At 61.3% G+C, this 15,286-nt stretch carries 14 protein-coding genes; 7 read left to right on the top strand and 7 right to left on the bottom strand.

All coding sequences use genetic code 11. The features are described from left to right. Positions 1-235: 235 nt before the first annotated feature. The 7 genes from DMO26_RS30175 to DMO26_RS30145 form a co-directional block, all read right to left on the bottom strand. Entirely contained in the window at positions 236-1,921 is a 1,686-nt protein-coding gene (locus tag DMO26_RS30175; protein ID WP_117196021.1) for a glycoside hydrolase family 3 protein, read from the bottom strand. After that, positions 1,921-2,988: an ABC transporter ATP-binding protein gene (locus DMO26_RS30170; protein ID WP_117196020.1), complete on the bottom strand. Its 1,068-nt coding sequence runs from the start codon at positions 2,986-2,988 to the stop codon at positions 1,921-1,923. The genes DMO26_RS30175 and DMO26_RS30170 overlap by 1 nt, the downstream gene beginning before the upstream one ends. A gap of 2 nt (positions 2,989-2,990) precedes the next feature. Next, positions 2,991-3,884 (bottom strand): carbohydrate ABC transporter permease, encoded by an 894-nt coding sequence (locus DMO26_RS30165; RefSeq protein ID WP_117196019.1) that lies wholly within the window; start codon positions 3,882-3,884, stop codon positions 2,991-2,993. After that, positions 3,881-4,768, bottom strand: coding sequence for a carbohydrate ABC transporter permease (locus tag DMO26_RS30160; protein ID WP_117196052.1), 888 nt, complete (start codon positions 4,766-4,768; stop codon positions 3,881-3,883). The genes DMO26_RS30165 and DMO26_RS30160 overlap by 4 nt, the downstream gene beginning before the upstream one ends. Positions 4,769-4,831: 63 nt before the next feature. Next, complete coding sequence (locus DMO26_RS30155) at positions 4,832-6,067, bottom strand: ABC transporter substrate-binding protein (RefSeq protein ID WP_117196018.1); 1,236 nt, start codon at positions 6,065-6,067, stop codon at positions 4,832-4,834. Between the two features lie 145 nt (positions 6,068-6,212). Further along, entirely contained in the window at positions 6,213-7,127 is a 915-nt protein-coding gene (locus tag DMO26_RS30150; RefSeq protein ID WP_117196017.1) for a LysR family transcriptional regulator, read from the bottom strand. Between the two features lie 87 nt (positions 7,128-7,214). Beyond that, positions 7,215-8,132 (bottom strand): LysR family transcriptional regulator, encoded by a 918-nt coding sequence (locus DMO26_RS30145; protein ID WP_117196016.1) that lies wholly within the window; start codon positions 8,130-8,132, stop codon positions 7,215-7,217. A 133-nt stretch (positions 8,133-8,265) separates the two neighbouring features. Here DMO26_RS30145 and DMO26_RS30140 point away from each other — a divergent pair, with 133 nt between their 5' ends. The 7 genes from DMO26_RS30140 to DMO26_RS30110 all read left to right on the top strand — a co-directional run bounded on the left by DMO26_RS30140 (position 8,266) and on the right by DMO26_RS30110 (position 15,280). After that, complete coding sequence (locus DMO26_RS30140) at positions 8,266-9,192, top strand: ABC transporter substrate-binding protein (protein WP_117196015.1); 927 nt, start codon at positions 8,266-8,268, stop codon at positions 9,190-9,192. 67 nt (positions 9,193-9,259) lie between these two features. Further along, on the top strand, positions 9,260-11,005 hold the full coding sequence (locus DMO26_RS30135; protein ID WP_117196014.1) for a thiamine pyrophosphate-binding protein: 1,746 nt from the start codon (positions 9,260-9,262) through the stop codon (positions 11,003-11,005). 2 nt (positions 11,006-11,007) lie between these two features. Next, positions 11,008-11,832, top strand: a complete 825-nt coding sequence (locus DMO26_RS30130; protein WP_117196013.1) for an ABC transporter ATP-binding protein — start codon at positions 11,008-11,010, stop codon at positions 11,830-11,832. Beyond that, positions 11,829-12,605 carry an ABC transporter permease gene (locus DMO26_RS30125; RefSeq protein WP_117196012.1) on the top strand — a complete coding sequence of 259 codons (777 nt, stop codon included), beginning with the start codon at positions 11,829-11,831 and terminating at the stop codon, positions 12,603-12,605. Before DMO26_RS30130 ends, DMO26_RS30125 begins: the two co-directional genes overlap by 4 nt. Next, positions 12,602-13,369: an ABC transporter permease gene (locus DMO26_RS30120; protein ID WP_117196011.1), complete on the top strand. Its 768-nt coding sequence runs from the start codon at positions 12,602-12,604 to the stop codon at positions 13,367-13,369. Before DMO26_RS30125 ends, DMO26_RS30120 begins: the two co-directional genes overlap by 4 nt. Positions 13,370-13,399: 30 nt before the next feature. After that, complete coding sequence (locus DMO26_RS30115) at positions 13,400-13,834, top strand: GlcG/HbpS family heme-binding protein (protein WP_117196010.1); 435 nt, start codon at positions 13,400-13,402, stop codon at positions 13,832-13,834. A 15-nt stretch (positions 13,835-13,849) separates the two neighbouring features. After that, a complete protein-coding gene (locus DMO26_RS30110; protein ID WP_117196009.1) occupies positions 13,850-15,280 on the top strand; it encodes an aldehyde dehydrogenase in 1,431 nt (476 codons plus the stop codon). The last annotated feature ends 6 nt before the right edge of the window (positions 15,281-15,286 follow it).

Raw genomic sequence — 15,286 nt, 5'->3', positions numbered from 1 at the left:
GACAGAAGCAAGCACTCGGCGAGGGATTAGGCTCAAGAGGGATTGACTCGCTAAAGCCCGTTACAGAAGCGACCTCACTCTGCCACTGTGCGAGCCGCTACTCACCCCTGATGGGCTCTCAAGAGCAATATAAATCATCCGGCCTAGATTTTCTGGACCGCAACTTCGGCAAAAAAGTACATTCTCTTCAACCAAGCCAATCGACGGTTCACTGCAATGGCCACGGCAAGGCCAACTATAAAAAGACCTCAGTTAGACCGCAAGATACGTCAACCGGACTCTTGCCGGCAATTGGGATCTCGCCGAGAAGAGCCTTGACAAGCGCCTGCTGCACCGGCGGGACGGCCGCATATCCGTTGACGAATGTTTTGCATTCCGGCATGTGGTAAAGCAGGAAGGGCGTTCCTAGCGAGACATAGACGGTCGGAAGATAGTCCCATAGCCGTTCCATCGAATGCGGGAAGAGCCCGTGAAGATCTTCCCAGTGCGGCCCGAGGTTTTCTTTGGCCGAAACACCTTCTTCGGCCATCAGATACATGCCGATATCGTGGGCGGCTGCATCGATTGCATCGCCTTTGCGATGAAGCGTGACCTCAAACCCTCGTTCTCGCAGGATATCTGCTACCTGGAGCTGGGGCAGCGGGCCGGAAGGACTCATACGGCTGTTGAGTTGCGCCAGTAGAACGCGGCTGTGCCGCTTCGGATCTAGAGGCAGCAGGGCCTGGGTGTCCTTCACCAGCGTGATCGCGGCCTCCGATGCCGATCGCGACCATCCGACATGTTCGGCGCAGCCGAGGAAACGGGCGCGATCCGCTTCGGGCCATGGGCGACCGCCGGTTTGATGCAGCTTCATCGACGCCTTGAGGGCGAGGACGCGCAAGACGGCCTCATCGACTCGTTCAGGCGTCAGGGCACCGTTTTTGAGTCCTCCCTTCAAATAGCCGAGGTCTTCGTCGAGGTCCTCAGGAAACAGGAGAATGTCGCATCCGGCGGCGATGCAAAGCGGCACAAGATCGCGCCGGGCGCCGCGGGCATTGAAGCCGACCATGCCGGATGCGTCGGAAACAACTACGCCGTTGAAGCCCAGTTCCTCTCTTAGCAGCGTCGTGGTCAGGTCGTAATTCAGCGTTGCCGGCATATGCGCCGGGCTGTGGGCCGCCGATCCGAGTTCCGCGGTGTAAGCGGGGAGCGTGATATGACCTGACATCACGACCTGCACGCCCTTGGCAATCGCGTCGGCATAAATTCTGCCGAAGCTTTCGCGCCATTTCGCCATCTGCATCGTGTTGTGGGTGGTGGCGAAATGCTGATCGCGGTCGTCCAGTCCGTCACCCGGCCAGTGCTTGATCGAGCTTGCGAAGCCGGCGGATCGCGCGCCCTGCTGATAGGCGGTGGTCATTGCCATGACGGTCGCGACGTCCGAGCCGAACGAGCGGGTATTGACCACGTTGGAGCGGAAATTGACGGCAAGATCGGCAACCGGTGTCCAAGAGATGTTGAAGCCAAGATAACCGCCTTCACGACCAGCGACGACGCCCATGCGACGCGCGTGCTCGGCGTCTCCCGTCGCTGCGATCGCCATCTGGTTCGGGTAGGGGGTCCCCGATGCGACGCTGCTCTTTTCGGAAAACTCGATATCGCAAGTCATCAGGAGTGGAATCGCGGTATGCGACTGGAGGAATTGGGCGCTTGCGCGCAGTTCCTGCTCCGACCGCGAGGGCATGCGATGGATGCCGCCGACATGGCGTTCAAGGGGGATCACGAGTTTTTCCGGGGATAGGTCTCGGCAGAGAGGCAGGACGATCTGTCCGAGCTTTTCATCGAGCGACAGGCCTTCGAAGGTGGATTTCACCCATGCGAGGGCCTCTTCATCCAGGTGAAAGGGATGACCCGCAACCTTCTTCAGAATGTTCTCGGTCATCAGAGACGCTTTCCAGTCTCTGCGTCGAATATGTGAAGACGCTCTTCCGACAGGTCGAGCCGGACCTTGTCGCCTGACTTTACTTTGGTGGAGGAAGGCGTCCTGGTGGAAAGGCCGATGTCGCCGCGCCTGCACCAGACCATCCTTTCCGCGCCCATCGGTTCGACGACATCCACTTCCACGGCGAGACCCAATGCTGCCTCGTCCGCTTGCAGAGCCATATCCTCGGGACGGATACCGACAATCACCTTTCGGCCATCAACCAAGGGCGACGACAAGGCGGCAGCGATGCGCAGATTTTCTCCGTCGACGATCGCATCACCGCCCTTGACCACGCCCTCCAGGAAATTCATGGCAGGCGAGCCGACGAAGCGGGCCACGAACGTGTTTGCGGGCTTGTTGTAGATCTCGTCCGGCGTGCCCTGCTGCTGGATGATCCGGTCCTTCATGACTACGATGCGGTCGGCAAGCGTCATCGCCTCGATCTGATCGTGGGTCACGTAGATCATGGTGGACTTCAGGCGCTGATGGAGGCGCTTGATCTCGACGCGTAAGTCGGAACGCAGCTGGGCGTCGAGGTTGGAAAGCGGTTCGTCGAACAGGAATACGCCCGCATCGCGCACCACGGCGCGGCCGATCGCCACGCGCTGTCGCTGGCCGCCGGAAAGCTGGGACGGCTTGCGGTCCAGCAACGGCTCGACCTGCAGCATTTTCGCGACATGTGCGACGCGCTTTTCGATCTCCGGCTTTGCCACCTTGGCCACCTTTAGGCCGAAGCTCAGGTTGCCCCGAACACTCATGCGGGGATAGAGCGCATAGGACTGAAAGACCATCGCGATTCCGCGGTTTTTAGGCTCGACATTGGTCATGTCGTGGCCGCCTATCAGGATCTGCCCTTCGGCGACGTCCTGAAGACCGGCGATCGCATTAAGAAGCGTGGACTTGCCGCAACCGGAAGGCCCGAGCAGTACGATGAATTCCGAAGCCGGAATGTCGAGGTCAATGCCTTTCAGAACCTCGACCTGCCCGTAGCGGATTCCGAGGTTTCGAAGCTGTACGCCTGTCATGATTACCCTTTCACGGCGCCGGATGCTACGCCGCGAACAAACCAGCGGCCCGACGTGAAGTAGACGAGGAGGGGGATGACCGAGGTGAGAAGCGTTGCCGCCATTTCCACGTTGTATTCCCGCTCCCCGTAGGTGGAGTGCACGATATTGTTGAGCTGGACGGTCATCGGGGCATAGTTGATGCCGCCGAAGACGAGGCCGACGATGTAGTCGTTCCAGATGAAGGTGACCTGCAGGATGCCCGCAACCGCAATCATCGGCACAGACATCGGCAGCAGGATCGAAAAGAAGAACCGCCAATACCCCGCGCCATCGACCCGGGCTGCCTTGAAGAGGTCGATCGGGATCGACGCGAAATAGTTGCGGAACAGCAGCGTCACCACCGGTAGCGCGAATACGACATGGACCGCGATGACGCCGGCGAGCGAGTTGAACAGGCCGATCGTCGAGGTGATCCGCACCAACGGATAGATCAGCACCTGATAGGGAAAGAAACCGCCGATCAGCAGGACCGTAAACAGCACGTTGGCGAAGCGCACCCGCCAGAAGCTCAGTGCGTATCCGGTCACCGCACCGGCTGCGATTGCTAGGGCAACACTCGGTATGGTGATCAGGAAGGAATTGACAAAGCCGACCTTGAGGCCTTCGCAGCGCAATCCCGTGCAGGCGGAATTCCAGGCTTTCCACCAATGTTCGAAGCTGAATGCGTGCGGCAGGGATAGGAGCGTGCCCGAACGGATCTCCTCCATCGATTTGAACGCCGTGACGATCATCACGTAGAGAGGGATCAGCGCCACGATCGCGAGAACGATCAGCAAAGCATAGACGAGAGCGCGGGAAAACGGAGCCGCATACGCATTGCGGCGGACAGGGGCCTGACTGTTTGTGATGGTCATCTTGCAGCTCCCTTGCGACGGTCCTTGAGATACAGGAGAGGCACCGCGACCACGAGGACAAGAAGCAGCAGCGTCGTCGCCGCAGCAGAGGCAAGGCCGACCTGTTGGCGTTCGAACATATGGTCGATGATGAATTTGGCCGGTACGTCCGTCGCGATACCCGGCCCGCCTCCAGTCATGGCGACCACGACATCGAACAGGCGCACGACGGTGAGCGACATTAGCACCAGGGCGGTCGCGATGCTTGCCCCGATGCTCGGCATGATGATGAAGAGATGAGCCTTCCAGGCCGGGATGCCCTCGATGCGGATCGCCTTCCAAAGGTCGTCGTCGACGCCCCTCAGTCCGGCGAGGAGGACGACCATGACGAGACCAGACGAATGCCAGATGGCGGCGATGATGATCGTGAAGATCGCCATGTCCGCGTTGACGATCCAGTTGAACGACGCATTCTCGAAGCCAAGCTTGCGCGCCACGTCGGCAATGCCGAAGTTCGGGTCAAGCAGCCAGCGCCAGACAAGGCCGGTGACGATGAACGACATGGCGAATGGATAGAGGTAGATCGTCCGCAGCGCGTTTTCGCCTCGCACGCCGCGATTGATCATCGCGGCCATCGAATAGCCAATCAGCAAGGTGGCCGGAATGAAGATCGCTGCAAACAGCGCCATGTTGCCGAGTGAGACCTGCCACCGGGCATTCGAGAACAGGTTGATGTACTGGGCAAAGCCAGCGAACCTGTAGTTCGGCAGCATGGAGGAGCGGGTAAAGGATATGCCCGCCGCCCACAACACGCCGCCGACATAGACGGACAGGACGACGAATGCGACGGGGACAAGCGTCAGGACCGCCTGAAGGCGACTGCTTGAAGGCGACCTCACGAACACGAGAAACTCCGAATATCTGGTCATTCGGGGGAGGTGGCGAGGCGCACTCCCCCGGTCTTGGGGTCAGCTCGCGGAAAGGCCCTTTGCGTAGGCCTCGATGAATTGCTCGGCGGTCAGCCCGCCCTTGGTCGAGAAGCGGGTGATCGCATCCTCGACCGCACCGACGATCGCCGGTGTAAACATCATCTGGTCGCTCCCCGTCGAGAGCTTGGCATCGTTGAAGAAGCGAGACGCCTCAGCGATGCACGGGTTGAGCTTGGACGTGTCCGCACCCTTGAGGATCGGGATCGTGCCATTGGCGACCGCAAACGCGGTCTGGGTCGGCACGTCGGCGAAAGCCTTGAGGAGCAGGTCCTGTGCCTTGGTCATCGCCGCATTCTTCGGCTCCGGGAAGAGGAATACGTCGCCCGAGATCACCATGCCCTGTTCCGGGTTGATGATCGCGCACTCGTAGTCCGTGCCTGCCGTCTTCCCGGCGGCCGCGAAGGCACCGTTCAGCCACGTGCCGCCCTGCGTCATCAAGGCTTTGCCGGAGATCACGAGATTGGTCGAATCCGGCCAGGAACGGCCCGGCGCGCCGGCGTCGGCATAGTCCCTGAGCCTTCCGAAGACCTTGACTGCTGCCTTGAATTTTTCACCACGCACTGCGGAGGCGTCGCGTTTGTAGATGACCGCATCGTAGGTTTCGCGACCTGCGACACCGAGAACGACGGCATTGAACATCAAACGCTGCCAGCGCGGCTCGCCGGACGGCGCAAACGGTGCGAGGCCTGCTGCCTTCGCCTTGTCGAGCGCGGCAAAGACTTCATCCCAGTTCTTCGGCTTGGCGACACCAATCTTATCGAGGATCGGCTTATTGAACCAGAACCAGTTCGCGCCGTTACCGGAGATCGGAAGGGCCCAGATTTCGCCGTCGACGATACCGGAATTCAGCAGCGCCGCCGGCATCTTATTCTGCCAGCCGTCGGCCTTGGCTGTTTCCGTCAGATCACGAAGCAGGCCGTTGTCCTGGAGTTCAACGAACTGTGCGCCTGTGTTGAACAGCATGGCGGCAGGCGGGTTCCCGCCGACCACGCGGTTGACGGCCGTCGAGCGGGCGTTCGGCCCACCCGAAATGGCGTTGTCGACCCACGTCCCACCGAGCTCGGTGAACTTCCGCGCCAGAACCTTGACGCCGGCGGATTCCGCCGCGGAGGTCCACTGATGGATGACTTCGGCCTTGATGTCTTCGGCGTTCGCAGATGCTGCGAAGCAAAGTGCAGTTGCGGCGGTCGCTGCAAGAAGCAATTTGGAAATCAATGTCTGCTCCTCCTCCTGAATTCCAGCGGGCAGACTATCGCCACGGTATTCCATTCGTCAAATAATGGAATTGGCAACGTCCATAATCGTCGCTTATAGATATGAGGATCAAGTGCTCCCGCCATATTCCGTATGGGCGTGATTTTTATTCTTCGTCGGTTTCCAGCGATAATTCCGTAGCCACCGCGACGAAGCGTTTCCCAAGTGAATTCAGCTGTCTGCCGGCGATTTTCTGCATCGCGAATTGTCTCGACGCGATATGTTCCGCCAGAGGAATGGCGGTCAGTATGCCGCGTCGAATTTCGTCGCGTAAAAACTGATCCGACAGAATGCTGACGCCATCGGATCGCTCCACGATTGCTTTCAACACGCTGAAGGGTGCGGCTTCGACGAGGTTGGCCGGAAACGGTATGCCGTTCGTCATGAACAGGGCTTCGATCTGTTTTCGGAAAGCACCGCCGGGGGGCGGCATGATCCATGTCGAATCGGTGAGTTCGACGAGGGAGACCTGCTGCCGTCCCGCCAGTGGGTGACCTGCTCTGACCACGATAACCGAACGGGCGGTGAAAAGAGGAATTTCCTCCACGTTTTCGGGAGTCGGCCTTTGCCCCACATTCGAAATCACCAGATCGATTTCGTGAGTGAGGAGGCGCTCCATCAGTTGTTCGTCCGTGCCTTCGGTCACCGCAATCGCAGCATTCCCATTCTCCCTGAGGATGTGGGCGATGACCCGAGGCAGGATGCTGCCCGTTGCCAAGGGTGTTCCTCCGACGCGCAGAGGACCTTCGGCGCCCTGCCGCCGTGCCTCGAGTTCCCGGCGTGCGAGCTGCAGTATGGCTTCAATGCTCTCGGCGTGCCGGATAAGAATCTTGCCCATATCCGTGAGGATGGCACCGTATCGACCGCGATCGACGAGATGCATGCGCGTGATATCTTCCAGCCGAGCAATGCTGACCGAAAGAGCGGGCTGCGAAATGCCGAGCGCCTCGGCGGCCTTCTGAAAGGAGCCGGCGCGGTCGATGGCGAGGAGATAGCGAAGCAGTCTCGGTTCGAGATCCATAATATCCCAATAGGCCAGCCAATTTCCTAAGCTATTATAGATTCAGCCCGGTTGCGACAATCACGCCCCGATAAGCTGTTCTGCGAGTTACTTGCCCAGATAGGCCGCTTCCCAGCGGCCGGATTTGATGTTTTCCTTCGTTGAAGTCAGCAGCATGTCTATGAAGCGTTTTGCAGCCAGCGTCCGCTCCGAGTTTTCCAGCAATGCGATAAGCCAGGTGACGGACAGGCCTTCTATCGGTGCCCAGGCAAGCTGGGTCAGCGGTGAATTGACCATTCCGCAGAATGGCATGATAGCGAAACCCACATTGCGACGAATAAGATCGTCCATCGGGGCATATTCGGTTTCGACAGCGACTCTTGCGCGCCGGCCGATGCGGGCGAATTCGGTCTCGATGAGTGTTCGCAAACCGTCGGGGCGGGGCGTAAGGATCAACGGTCGATCTGCCACCATTTCGAGCGTGATGGGCTGTTCCGGTGACAGGCCGCTGCCGGCAGGTCCGACGAGGTACAGCTGTTCCTGCAGCAGCGGTTCCGTGTGCAGGTCCGGCTCCGTAAGCGGCGCGGCCAGAATGCCGATATCGATATCGCGAAAGAAGATCGCTTCGCGAAGCTGGAAGGAGTGCGCGCCGCGGACACGAAGGCGCACATGCGGATAGGTCTCGACGTAGCTCGCTACCAATTCGCCGGTGAGCACGCGCCCCATGAAGGGCGGCGCACCAAAGGCAAGCCGCCCGGAAGGCGTGTTGGCCGCATGCATGACTTCTTCCGGAACCCGCGCGATCTCTTCCAAAATAGCCTCGGCTCTTGCGCGGAAAACTTCCCCGGCCGGTGTCAGCGTCAGACCACGGCCGGTGCGGTGAAAAAGCGAAGCGCCTATTTCCTGTTCCAGGGCAACGATCTGCCGGCTTAGCGCCGGCTGCGAGATGTCGAGCTTTTCGGCGACACGTGACAGATTGCCGAACTCTGCCGCTTTCAGGAAATATTCCCATTTTCGAAGGTTCATCGTATTGCCCCCCACTGCGGCCCAGATATGCCTTTAAAGTTATAGCTGAACTGCCGTTCTGTCTATTGATGTAAGGCGGCGCAATTGGAATAGTCGCGATGGGTTGAGGAGTCCCGCATTCGAGGAGGTATTCATGCTCAAGCGCACAATTCTCATCGCCAGCGTTGTCATTGCTGGTGCGGCCCCTTCGTGGGCTGAAACCAAGATCGCCATCGGCACGCCACCCATTGCTGAAGTGGAAGCTGCCTTCGTTGCCAAGGACGAGGGCCTGTTCGAAAAGAACGGCCTGAGCGTCGAGTTCCTGCCGACCGGTTCCAACCAGACGCTCGTCGCAGCAATGGTCGCCGGTTCGCACCAGATTGTCGCTGTTTCGCCGACCGTATTGCTGCAGGCGGTCGATAGCGGCATCGATCTCGTGGTTGTTGCCAATTGCGGCGTGACCGCTCCCCGCACGGCAAAGAATGCCGGCTTGGCGGTGCGTGGCGGCGTCGAGATCGGCAAGCCTGAAGATCTCAAGGGCAAGAAGATCGGCACGCCGAGCATTGGCGGCACGCTGGATATTCTCTTCCGCCAGTGGCTGAAGCAGAAGAATGTTCCGGAGAAAGGCGTCACCTTCATCGAAGTGCCTATCCCGAATACGGCGGACGTTCTGAAGGGCGGTACGATCGATGCGATCATCGCCGGTGAGCCGTCGCTCGGCCGCGCCGTTGCCCAGGCGAACGGCACGGTTGCCTTCAACTATATGTCCGACCTGCCGGAAAACCTGCCCTACACGACCTTCGTCGCCACACGCGACTGGGCCAAGGGGAATGCGGCAACCATCAAGTCTTTCCGCGCGGCGTTTGCGCAGGCAGCGGAATACGTGGCTGCCAATCCGGCCAAGACCCGCGAAATCGTCTCGAAATACACGAAGCTGCCGATCGAGGTGCTGAACAAGATCGAGCTACCGGAATGCCGGACAGTGCCGACCAAAGCTGCACTCGATTATTTCGAAAAGGCCATGCGTGATGGCGGCATGCTGACCGGCAAGATCGATACCGCCACGCTGATCGCTCCCTGATGCGTAACCGATGACCGGGGCGCCATCTGCGTCCCGGCAGCCTTTTCCAGACTGACAGGTGATATCCATGGTCCAGATGACCGGCGCGGAAGCGCTGACCCGTTTGCTCGTGCCGGAGGCCGTGCCCTTTGTATTCGGCATCGCCGGCGGCAAGTTGAACCCGTTTCTCCACGCTATCTCGCGCGAGCCCTCGATCCGTTATCTCGGGGTGCGCCACGAGGCCTGCGGCCCACTGATGGGAGCTGGGATCGCTGCTGCCAGCGGGCGGATTTGCGTGGCGCTCGGAGAGATGGGGCCGGGGTCGTCCAACCTGGTGGGAGGCCTCGGCACGGCCTTCAACAACAATCTGCCGTTGCTGCTCGTCACATCCAATAACCATCTCGCTGCGTCCTATCCCCATCGCGGCATGTTCATGGATCTCGATACACATGCGCTCTTGAAGCCGCTCACCAAGTGGAGCGCGGTGGTGCATGACGGGCGCCGGCTGCCGGATCTGGTGCGCGATGCCTTTCGCCATGCCCTGACCGGACGGCGTGGGCCGGTTCATCTCGATGTGCCGCAGGAGATTTTCACGGCGAAGTTCGGTTTCGACGAGGAGGCACTTTCGCTGCCGCCGGAAAGCTACCGGGCCGTCGATGGTCCGCGTGCGCCGGCCGCCCAGATCGCCCGTGCAGCCGATATGCTGGCCGCGGCAAAGCGCCCGGTGCTGATTGCTGGCGGCGGCGTCGTGTCGGCCAATGGCGGCGATCTTTTTCGCGCGCTTCTGGCTCGGATGCAGGCGCCGGCTCTGCCAACCCAGATGGGCATCGGCACGGTAGCGACCGATTCTCCCTTCTTTATTGGCCATGGCGGCATTATCGGCGGCGATGCCATTCCGGTGGCCCTGGCGGAGGCGGATGTCATCCTGGCGGTCGGCTGCCGCTTTTCCTCCTGGATGTGGGATGATGGTGGCGCCCTCGTGAAAGGCGGCGCGGAACTCATCAATATCAACATCGATCCCATGAGCCTCGGCGCCAATGCGCCGCATGCGCTCGGCATCTGGGCCGATGCGGCGAGCGCGCTTGCCGACCTGCTGACGGCGCTGGAAGCCCGCGGCATGCCCGACCGGTCCGTGTGGCTGGAACGGCTGCGCGGCATCTATGCGGGATATCGCGGCAAGCTCGACCGGATGAGTGAGGACGAGGGCGCTATCATGCATCCCGCCCGGCTCGGCAAGGCGCTTGGAGAGCTTTTGCCGGCGGATGCGCTGATCGCCTATGACGGCGGCCACACATCATTCTGGAGCAACGATCTGACGCCGGCCGCCGTCGAGCGAACCCGTTTCCACGAACCCGGCATGTGCCAGCTCGGCTTCGGAACGCCCTATGCGGTTGCGCTCAAGCTCCTGCATCCGGAACGGCCGGTGTTCAACATCTGCGGCGATGGCGCGTTCGGTTTCACGCTGTCCGAACTGGATACGGCGCGGCGTTATGGCCTGCCGATCATCAACATCATCCATAACAATGCCTCCTGGGGCGTCATCAAGATGGGGCAGCGCAAGACCTACGATTTCTCGTTCGGCACGGATCTCGACGGCGTGGACTATGCCGATGTGGCGCGCGGCTTCGGTTGCCACGGGGAGCGGGTGACCACGGAGGAGGAAATCGGCCCGGCGCTTCAGCGCGCCATGGCGTCCGGCCTGCCTGCCGTCATAGACTGCCATGTCCGCTTCGAGGCGCATCCGAGCATGCCATATTTTGCGAAGATGAATGCTTATGGATTCCAGAAGGGTGTGGGCGGCGGGCCTCATGCCGCGCTCGTCAAGGGAGCTTGACCATGCCCGTGACTCAGCTTTCCACCAGGCTTCCGCACGGTGCCGCCGGTTCCGCTCCCGCGGCCAGTCAACCACGGATCCGCATCCGTGACGTGACGCTGTCCTACGGGCCTTTGCAAATTATCGGTGGTGTCAGCCTGGATATCGTGCCGGGCGAAACCATCTGCATCATCGGGCCGTCCGGCTGCGGCAAGACGACCTTGCTGCGCATGCTGGCCGGCCTCGCCCAGCCAACGAGCGGCAGTGTCGAACTGGATGGTGCGGTGATCGGCGGGCCGAACCGCTCGGTCGCGATCGTTTTCCAGGACTATGGAAAGGCGCTGCTGCCCTGGCGCACGGCGGCCGGCAACGTATCGCTGGCGCTGGAAGCGCGCGCCTGCCCGCGAGCCGAGCGACCGGCGATCATCCGCGAATTGCTGGAGAAGATCGGTCTTGGCCGCCATACGGAGAAATATCCGGCTGAAATGTCCGGCGGTATGCAGCAGCGCCTGCAGATCGCCCGCTGCCTGGCCCAGGAGCCGAAAGTGCTGCTGATGGACGAACCGTTCGGCGCGCTGGACGCGATGACCCGGCAGGCGCTTCAGGACGAGGTTCTCGGACTGGTCGCAACGACCGGCGCGACCATGGTCTTCGTCACGCATGACCTGGAAGAAGCGATCTATCTCGGCGATCGCATCGTCTGCCTGCAGCCCAATCCGGGCCGGGTGGGGCGGATCGTCGATGTGCGCCTTGCGCGGCCGCGTGACCAGCTTCTGACCCGCGAAGATCCTGAATTCCTGCGCCTGCGCCGCGAGCTTTACGATCTCATCAAGGACGATCACCAATGAGTGCCTCGACCTTGTTCAAGAACGGCTGGCGCGCTGCACTCCTGCCGGTCGCGCTTGTCGTCATTGCCCAGGTGGCGGCGACCGTCACGCAGCTGGAAAGCGACAGCCTGGCAAGCCCGCTCGATATCGCGCGGGCATTCGTATCCGTCATGGCCGATGGATCGCTCCTGCGCGCGACGCTGGACACCTTGAAGGCCGCAGCCATCGGCTGCGTCGTCGGGGTCGGGGCGGGCTCGCTTCTCGGTATCGTACTTGGCCTCTTCCGTATCGCGGACGATGCGCTCGATCTGACCATCGAACTGTTGCGGCCGATCCCCGTGGTTGCGCTCATTCCGGTGGTGATGATGCTGCTCGGGTTTGGCGCGAAGATGGAGATCGTCATCATTTCGCTTGGCCTGCTGTGGCCCTCCGTCGTGCTGGCTCGCGTGGCGGTGAAGGAGGTGGAGCCGAGGCTGATGGAAGTATCCAATATGCTGCAGCTCGGCTTCACGGATCGGCTGGTGAAGATCGTGCTGCCGGCCGTGCTGCCGCAGCTCTTCATGTCGCTCAAGCTTGCCGCCGGTTACGCGCTGGTGGTGGCGGTCACGGTCGAGATCACTGCCAATCCGCTGGGCCTCGGCTATGGCATCATGATGGCGCAGCAGGCACTGAGGCCTGCGGAAATGTTCGCATATCTGATCTGGATCGGCGCCATCGGCTGGCTGATCGGCGTGCTGCTCAACATGGCGCAACGCGGCTTCTTTCCGGCTTTCGTCAAGGGAGAGCGACGATGAAGAATTTTTCCCTGCGCAAGCTGCTGCTCGGCTGCGCGACCCTCGTGCTTTTCATCCTGGTCTGGAAGCTTGTTACCGATGCGAAGCTGATTTCGCCGATCTTCTTTCCCGGCCCCGAGCGCACCTATGCCGCCCTGGAAAAAGGGCTCTCCGGCGGAGCGCTGCTGACACAGACGCTGGAAACCGTGCAGCGCATGCTGCTCGGCTGGCTGCTTGCCTCGTTCGTGGGCGTTTTTCTTGGATCGCTGGTCGGAATCTCGAAGCGGGCTCGGGCGTTTATCGCGCCGACGCTGGAGCTGCTACGGCCGCTGCCGGCCTCGGCCATGATCCCGATCGCCATCGCTTTTCTCGGTTTCTCGGACAATATGGTGCTCGTCGTCATTGCCTTTGGTGCGCTCTGGCCGATGCTGCTTGCAACGATCCACGGTTTTGCCGCCATGGAGCCGCGGCTTTACGAGGTCAGCGCGGTCCTCGGCCTCAGCCGTGGCCAGGTGATCTGGAAGCTGGCATTGCCCAGCGCCATGCCGATGATCCTCGCCAGCCTTCGGCTCGGCCTGACCATTTCGCTCATCCTAGCCGTGGTCGGGGAAATGCTGGCAAGTCGGGCGGGTCTTGGCCAGAGCATCCTTGCTGCCAGCCGCAGTTTCCGCTCGGCCGATCTGTTCGCCGGCATCGTCATCCTCGGCGCGGTCGGTCTCGTCGGCAGCCGGCTTCTGTCCTTTGGCGAACGCCGCCTTCTGCGCTGGCAGGCCGTCAACCGATAATCGAATGTCCAACAGAACTGGATTTCAAGCATGCTCAAACTCACAGATGCTTCAACTATCATTGATACCGCGCTTGCCGAAGGTCGCGCCCGTTCGCTTGCTCCACTCGCCGTGGCAGTCTTAGACGCGGGTGGTCATCTGGTCGCCTACAAGCGGGAAGATGGCGCCGGCATCGTTCGTTTCGATATCGCCTACGGCAAGGCTTGGGGGTCACTCGGCATGGGGTTTGGCACACGGGAACTGACGGAGCGCGCGGCCAAGAACCCGGCTTTCATCACCGTGCTGGCTTCGGTCAGCGCCGGGCGCATGGTGCCTTCGCCGGGCGGCGTGTTGATCCTCGATACCCAGGGTATCGTCGTCGGAGCTGTCGGCATTTCCGGCGATATCGGCGACAACGATGAACTCTGTGCAATTGCAGGTATCGAAAAAGCAAGTTTTCGCGCTGCGCCGAAACTCGTGGCATAATCAGGGGAGGTTTTGATGAACCAGAATGTTGCAGATCACGGGAAGCCCCGCGAGTTCGTCCGCCTCAATCCGGTGACGGGCGAGACCGCCAGCACCGCAGCGGCGTTTACCGCAGCCGACGCTGCTGCCGTTGCCGACAAGGCCTTTGCCGCTTTCTCCTCCTGGTCGGAAAGCGGCCCGAATGCGCGGCGCCAGTTGCTTATGAAGGCATCGCAGGCGCTGACGGCCAAGAAGGACGACCTGATCCGCATGATGCAGACGGAAACGGGTGCGACCGCAAGCTGGGCCGGCTTCAATGTCATGCTCGCTGCCAACATGATCATCGAGGCGGCTTCGCTGACTACCCAGATCAAGGGCGAGGTCATCCCGTCCGACAAGCCCGGCTGCCATGCCATGTCGATGCGCGAAGCGGCCGGCGTGTGCCTCGGCATTGCGCCCTGGAATGCGCCGATCATTCTCGGCGTGCGTGCCATCGCCACGGCGCTTGCCTGTGGCAACACGGTAATCCTCAAGGCCTCGGAAAAATGCCCGGCCCTGCATAGCCTGATCGTCGAATGCTTCCAGTCCGCCGGTTTCCCGGACGGTGTCGTCAACGTTGTCACCAACGCGCCGGAAGATGCGGCCGATGTGGTGAACGCGCTGATCGATCATCAGGGTGTGCGCCGCATCAACTTCACCGGTTCGACCGGTGTCGGCAGGATGGTCGCTCGCCGCGCGGCGGAACATCTGAAGCCCGTGCTGCTGGAACTCGGCGGCAAGGCGCCCTTCCTGGTGTTGGAAGATGCCGATCTTGACGAGGCCGTAGCGGCCGCAGCCTTCGGCGCCTTCTTCAACCAGGGCCAGATCTGCATGTCGACCGAGCGGATCATCGTCGTCGATGCGATCGCCGATGCCTTCGTGGAGAAATTCCGCGCCAAGGCTGCGACACTGGTCGCGGGCAATCCGGCGGAAGGCAAGACGCCGCTCGGCGCAGTGATCGGCATCGAGACGATCGGAAAGGTCCAGTCGCTGATCGACGATGCCGTCTCGAAAGGCGCCAAGCTTGCCGTCGGCGGCAAGACGGAAGGCGCGCTGATGTCGGCAACCGTCGTCGATGGCGTGACCAAGGACATGCGCATCTACGGCGAAGAGAGCTTCGGCCCGGTCGTCGGCGTGCTGCGGGCGCGTGACGAGGATCACGCGATCGAACTTGCCAATGACAGCGAGTACGGCCTGTCGGCATCCGTCTTCACCGGCGATGCTGCCCGCGGCCTGCGGGTTGCCCGCCGCATCAAGTCCGGCATTTGCCATGTCAACGGCCCGACGGTGCATGACGAAGCCCAGATGCCGTTCGGCGGCACCAAGGCATCCGGTTACGGCCGCTTCGGTGGCCCGGCAGGCATTGCCGAGTTTACCGAGCTGCGCTGGATCACCGTCGAAACGCAGCCGGGGCATTACCCGATCTGATCCGGT

Origin of the sequence: Rhizobium terrae (genome assembly GCF_003425685.1) — a bacterium.
Lineage (GTDB): Bacteria > Pseudomonadota > Alphaproteobacteria > Rhizobiales > Rhizobiaceae > Neorhizobium > Neorhizobium terrae.
Note: the sequence above shows the minus strand (reverse complement) of the source record. Positions and strands in the feature narration are given on the sequence as shown.

Bases quoted from the DNA above. Each gene is read 5' to 3' on its own strand.
- DMO26_RS30110 (WP_117196009.1), top strand. From the start codon at position 13,850: ATGAACCAGAATGTTGCAGATCACGGGAAGCCCCGCGAGTTCGTCCGC.
- DMO26_RS30175 (WP_117196021.1), bottom strand. From the start codon at position 1,921: ATGACCGAGAACATTCTGAAGAAGGTTGCGGGTCATCCCTTTCACCTG.
- DMO26_RS30165 (WP_117196019.1), bottom strand. From the start codon at position 3,884: ATGACCATCACAAACAGTCAGGCCCCTGTCCGCCGCAATGCGTATGCG.
- DMO26_RS30120 (WP_117196011.1), top strand. From the start codon at position 12,602: ATGAAGAATTTTTCCCTGCGCAAGCTGCTGCTCGGCTGCGCGACCCTC.
- DMO26_RS30145 (WP_117196016.1), bottom strand. From the start codon at position 8,132: ATGAACCTTCGAAAATGGGAATATTTCCTGAAAGCGGCAGAGTTCGGC.
- DMO26_RS30115 (WP_117196010.1), top strand. From the start codon at position 13,400: ATGCTCAAACTCACAGATGCTTCAACTATCATTGATACCGCGCTTGCC.
- DMO26_RS30135 (WP_117196014.1), top strand. From the start codon at position 9,260: ATGGTCCAGATGACCGGCGCGGAAGCGCTGACCCGTTTGCTCGTGCCG.
- DMO26_RS30140 (WP_117196015.1), top strand. From the start codon at position 8,266: ATGCTCAAGCGCACAATTCTCATCGCCAGCGTTGTCATTGCTGGTGCG.
- DMO26_RS30150 (WP_117196017.1), bottom strand. From the start codon at position 7,127: ATGGATCTCGAACCGAGACTGCTTCGCTATCTCCTCGCCATCGACCGC.
- DMO26_RS30125 (WP_117196012.1), top strand. From the start codon at position 11,829: ATGAGTGCCTCGACCTTGTTCAAGAACGGCTGGCGCGCTGCACTCCTG.
- DMO26_RS30130 (WP_117196013.1), top strand. From the start codon at position 11,008: ATGCCCGTGACTCAGCTTTCCACCAGGCTTCCGCACGGTGCCGCCGGT.
- DMO26_RS30170 (WP_117196020.1), bottom strand. From the start codon at position 2,988: ATGACAGGCGTACAGCTTCGAAACCTCGGAATCCGCTACGGGCAGGTC.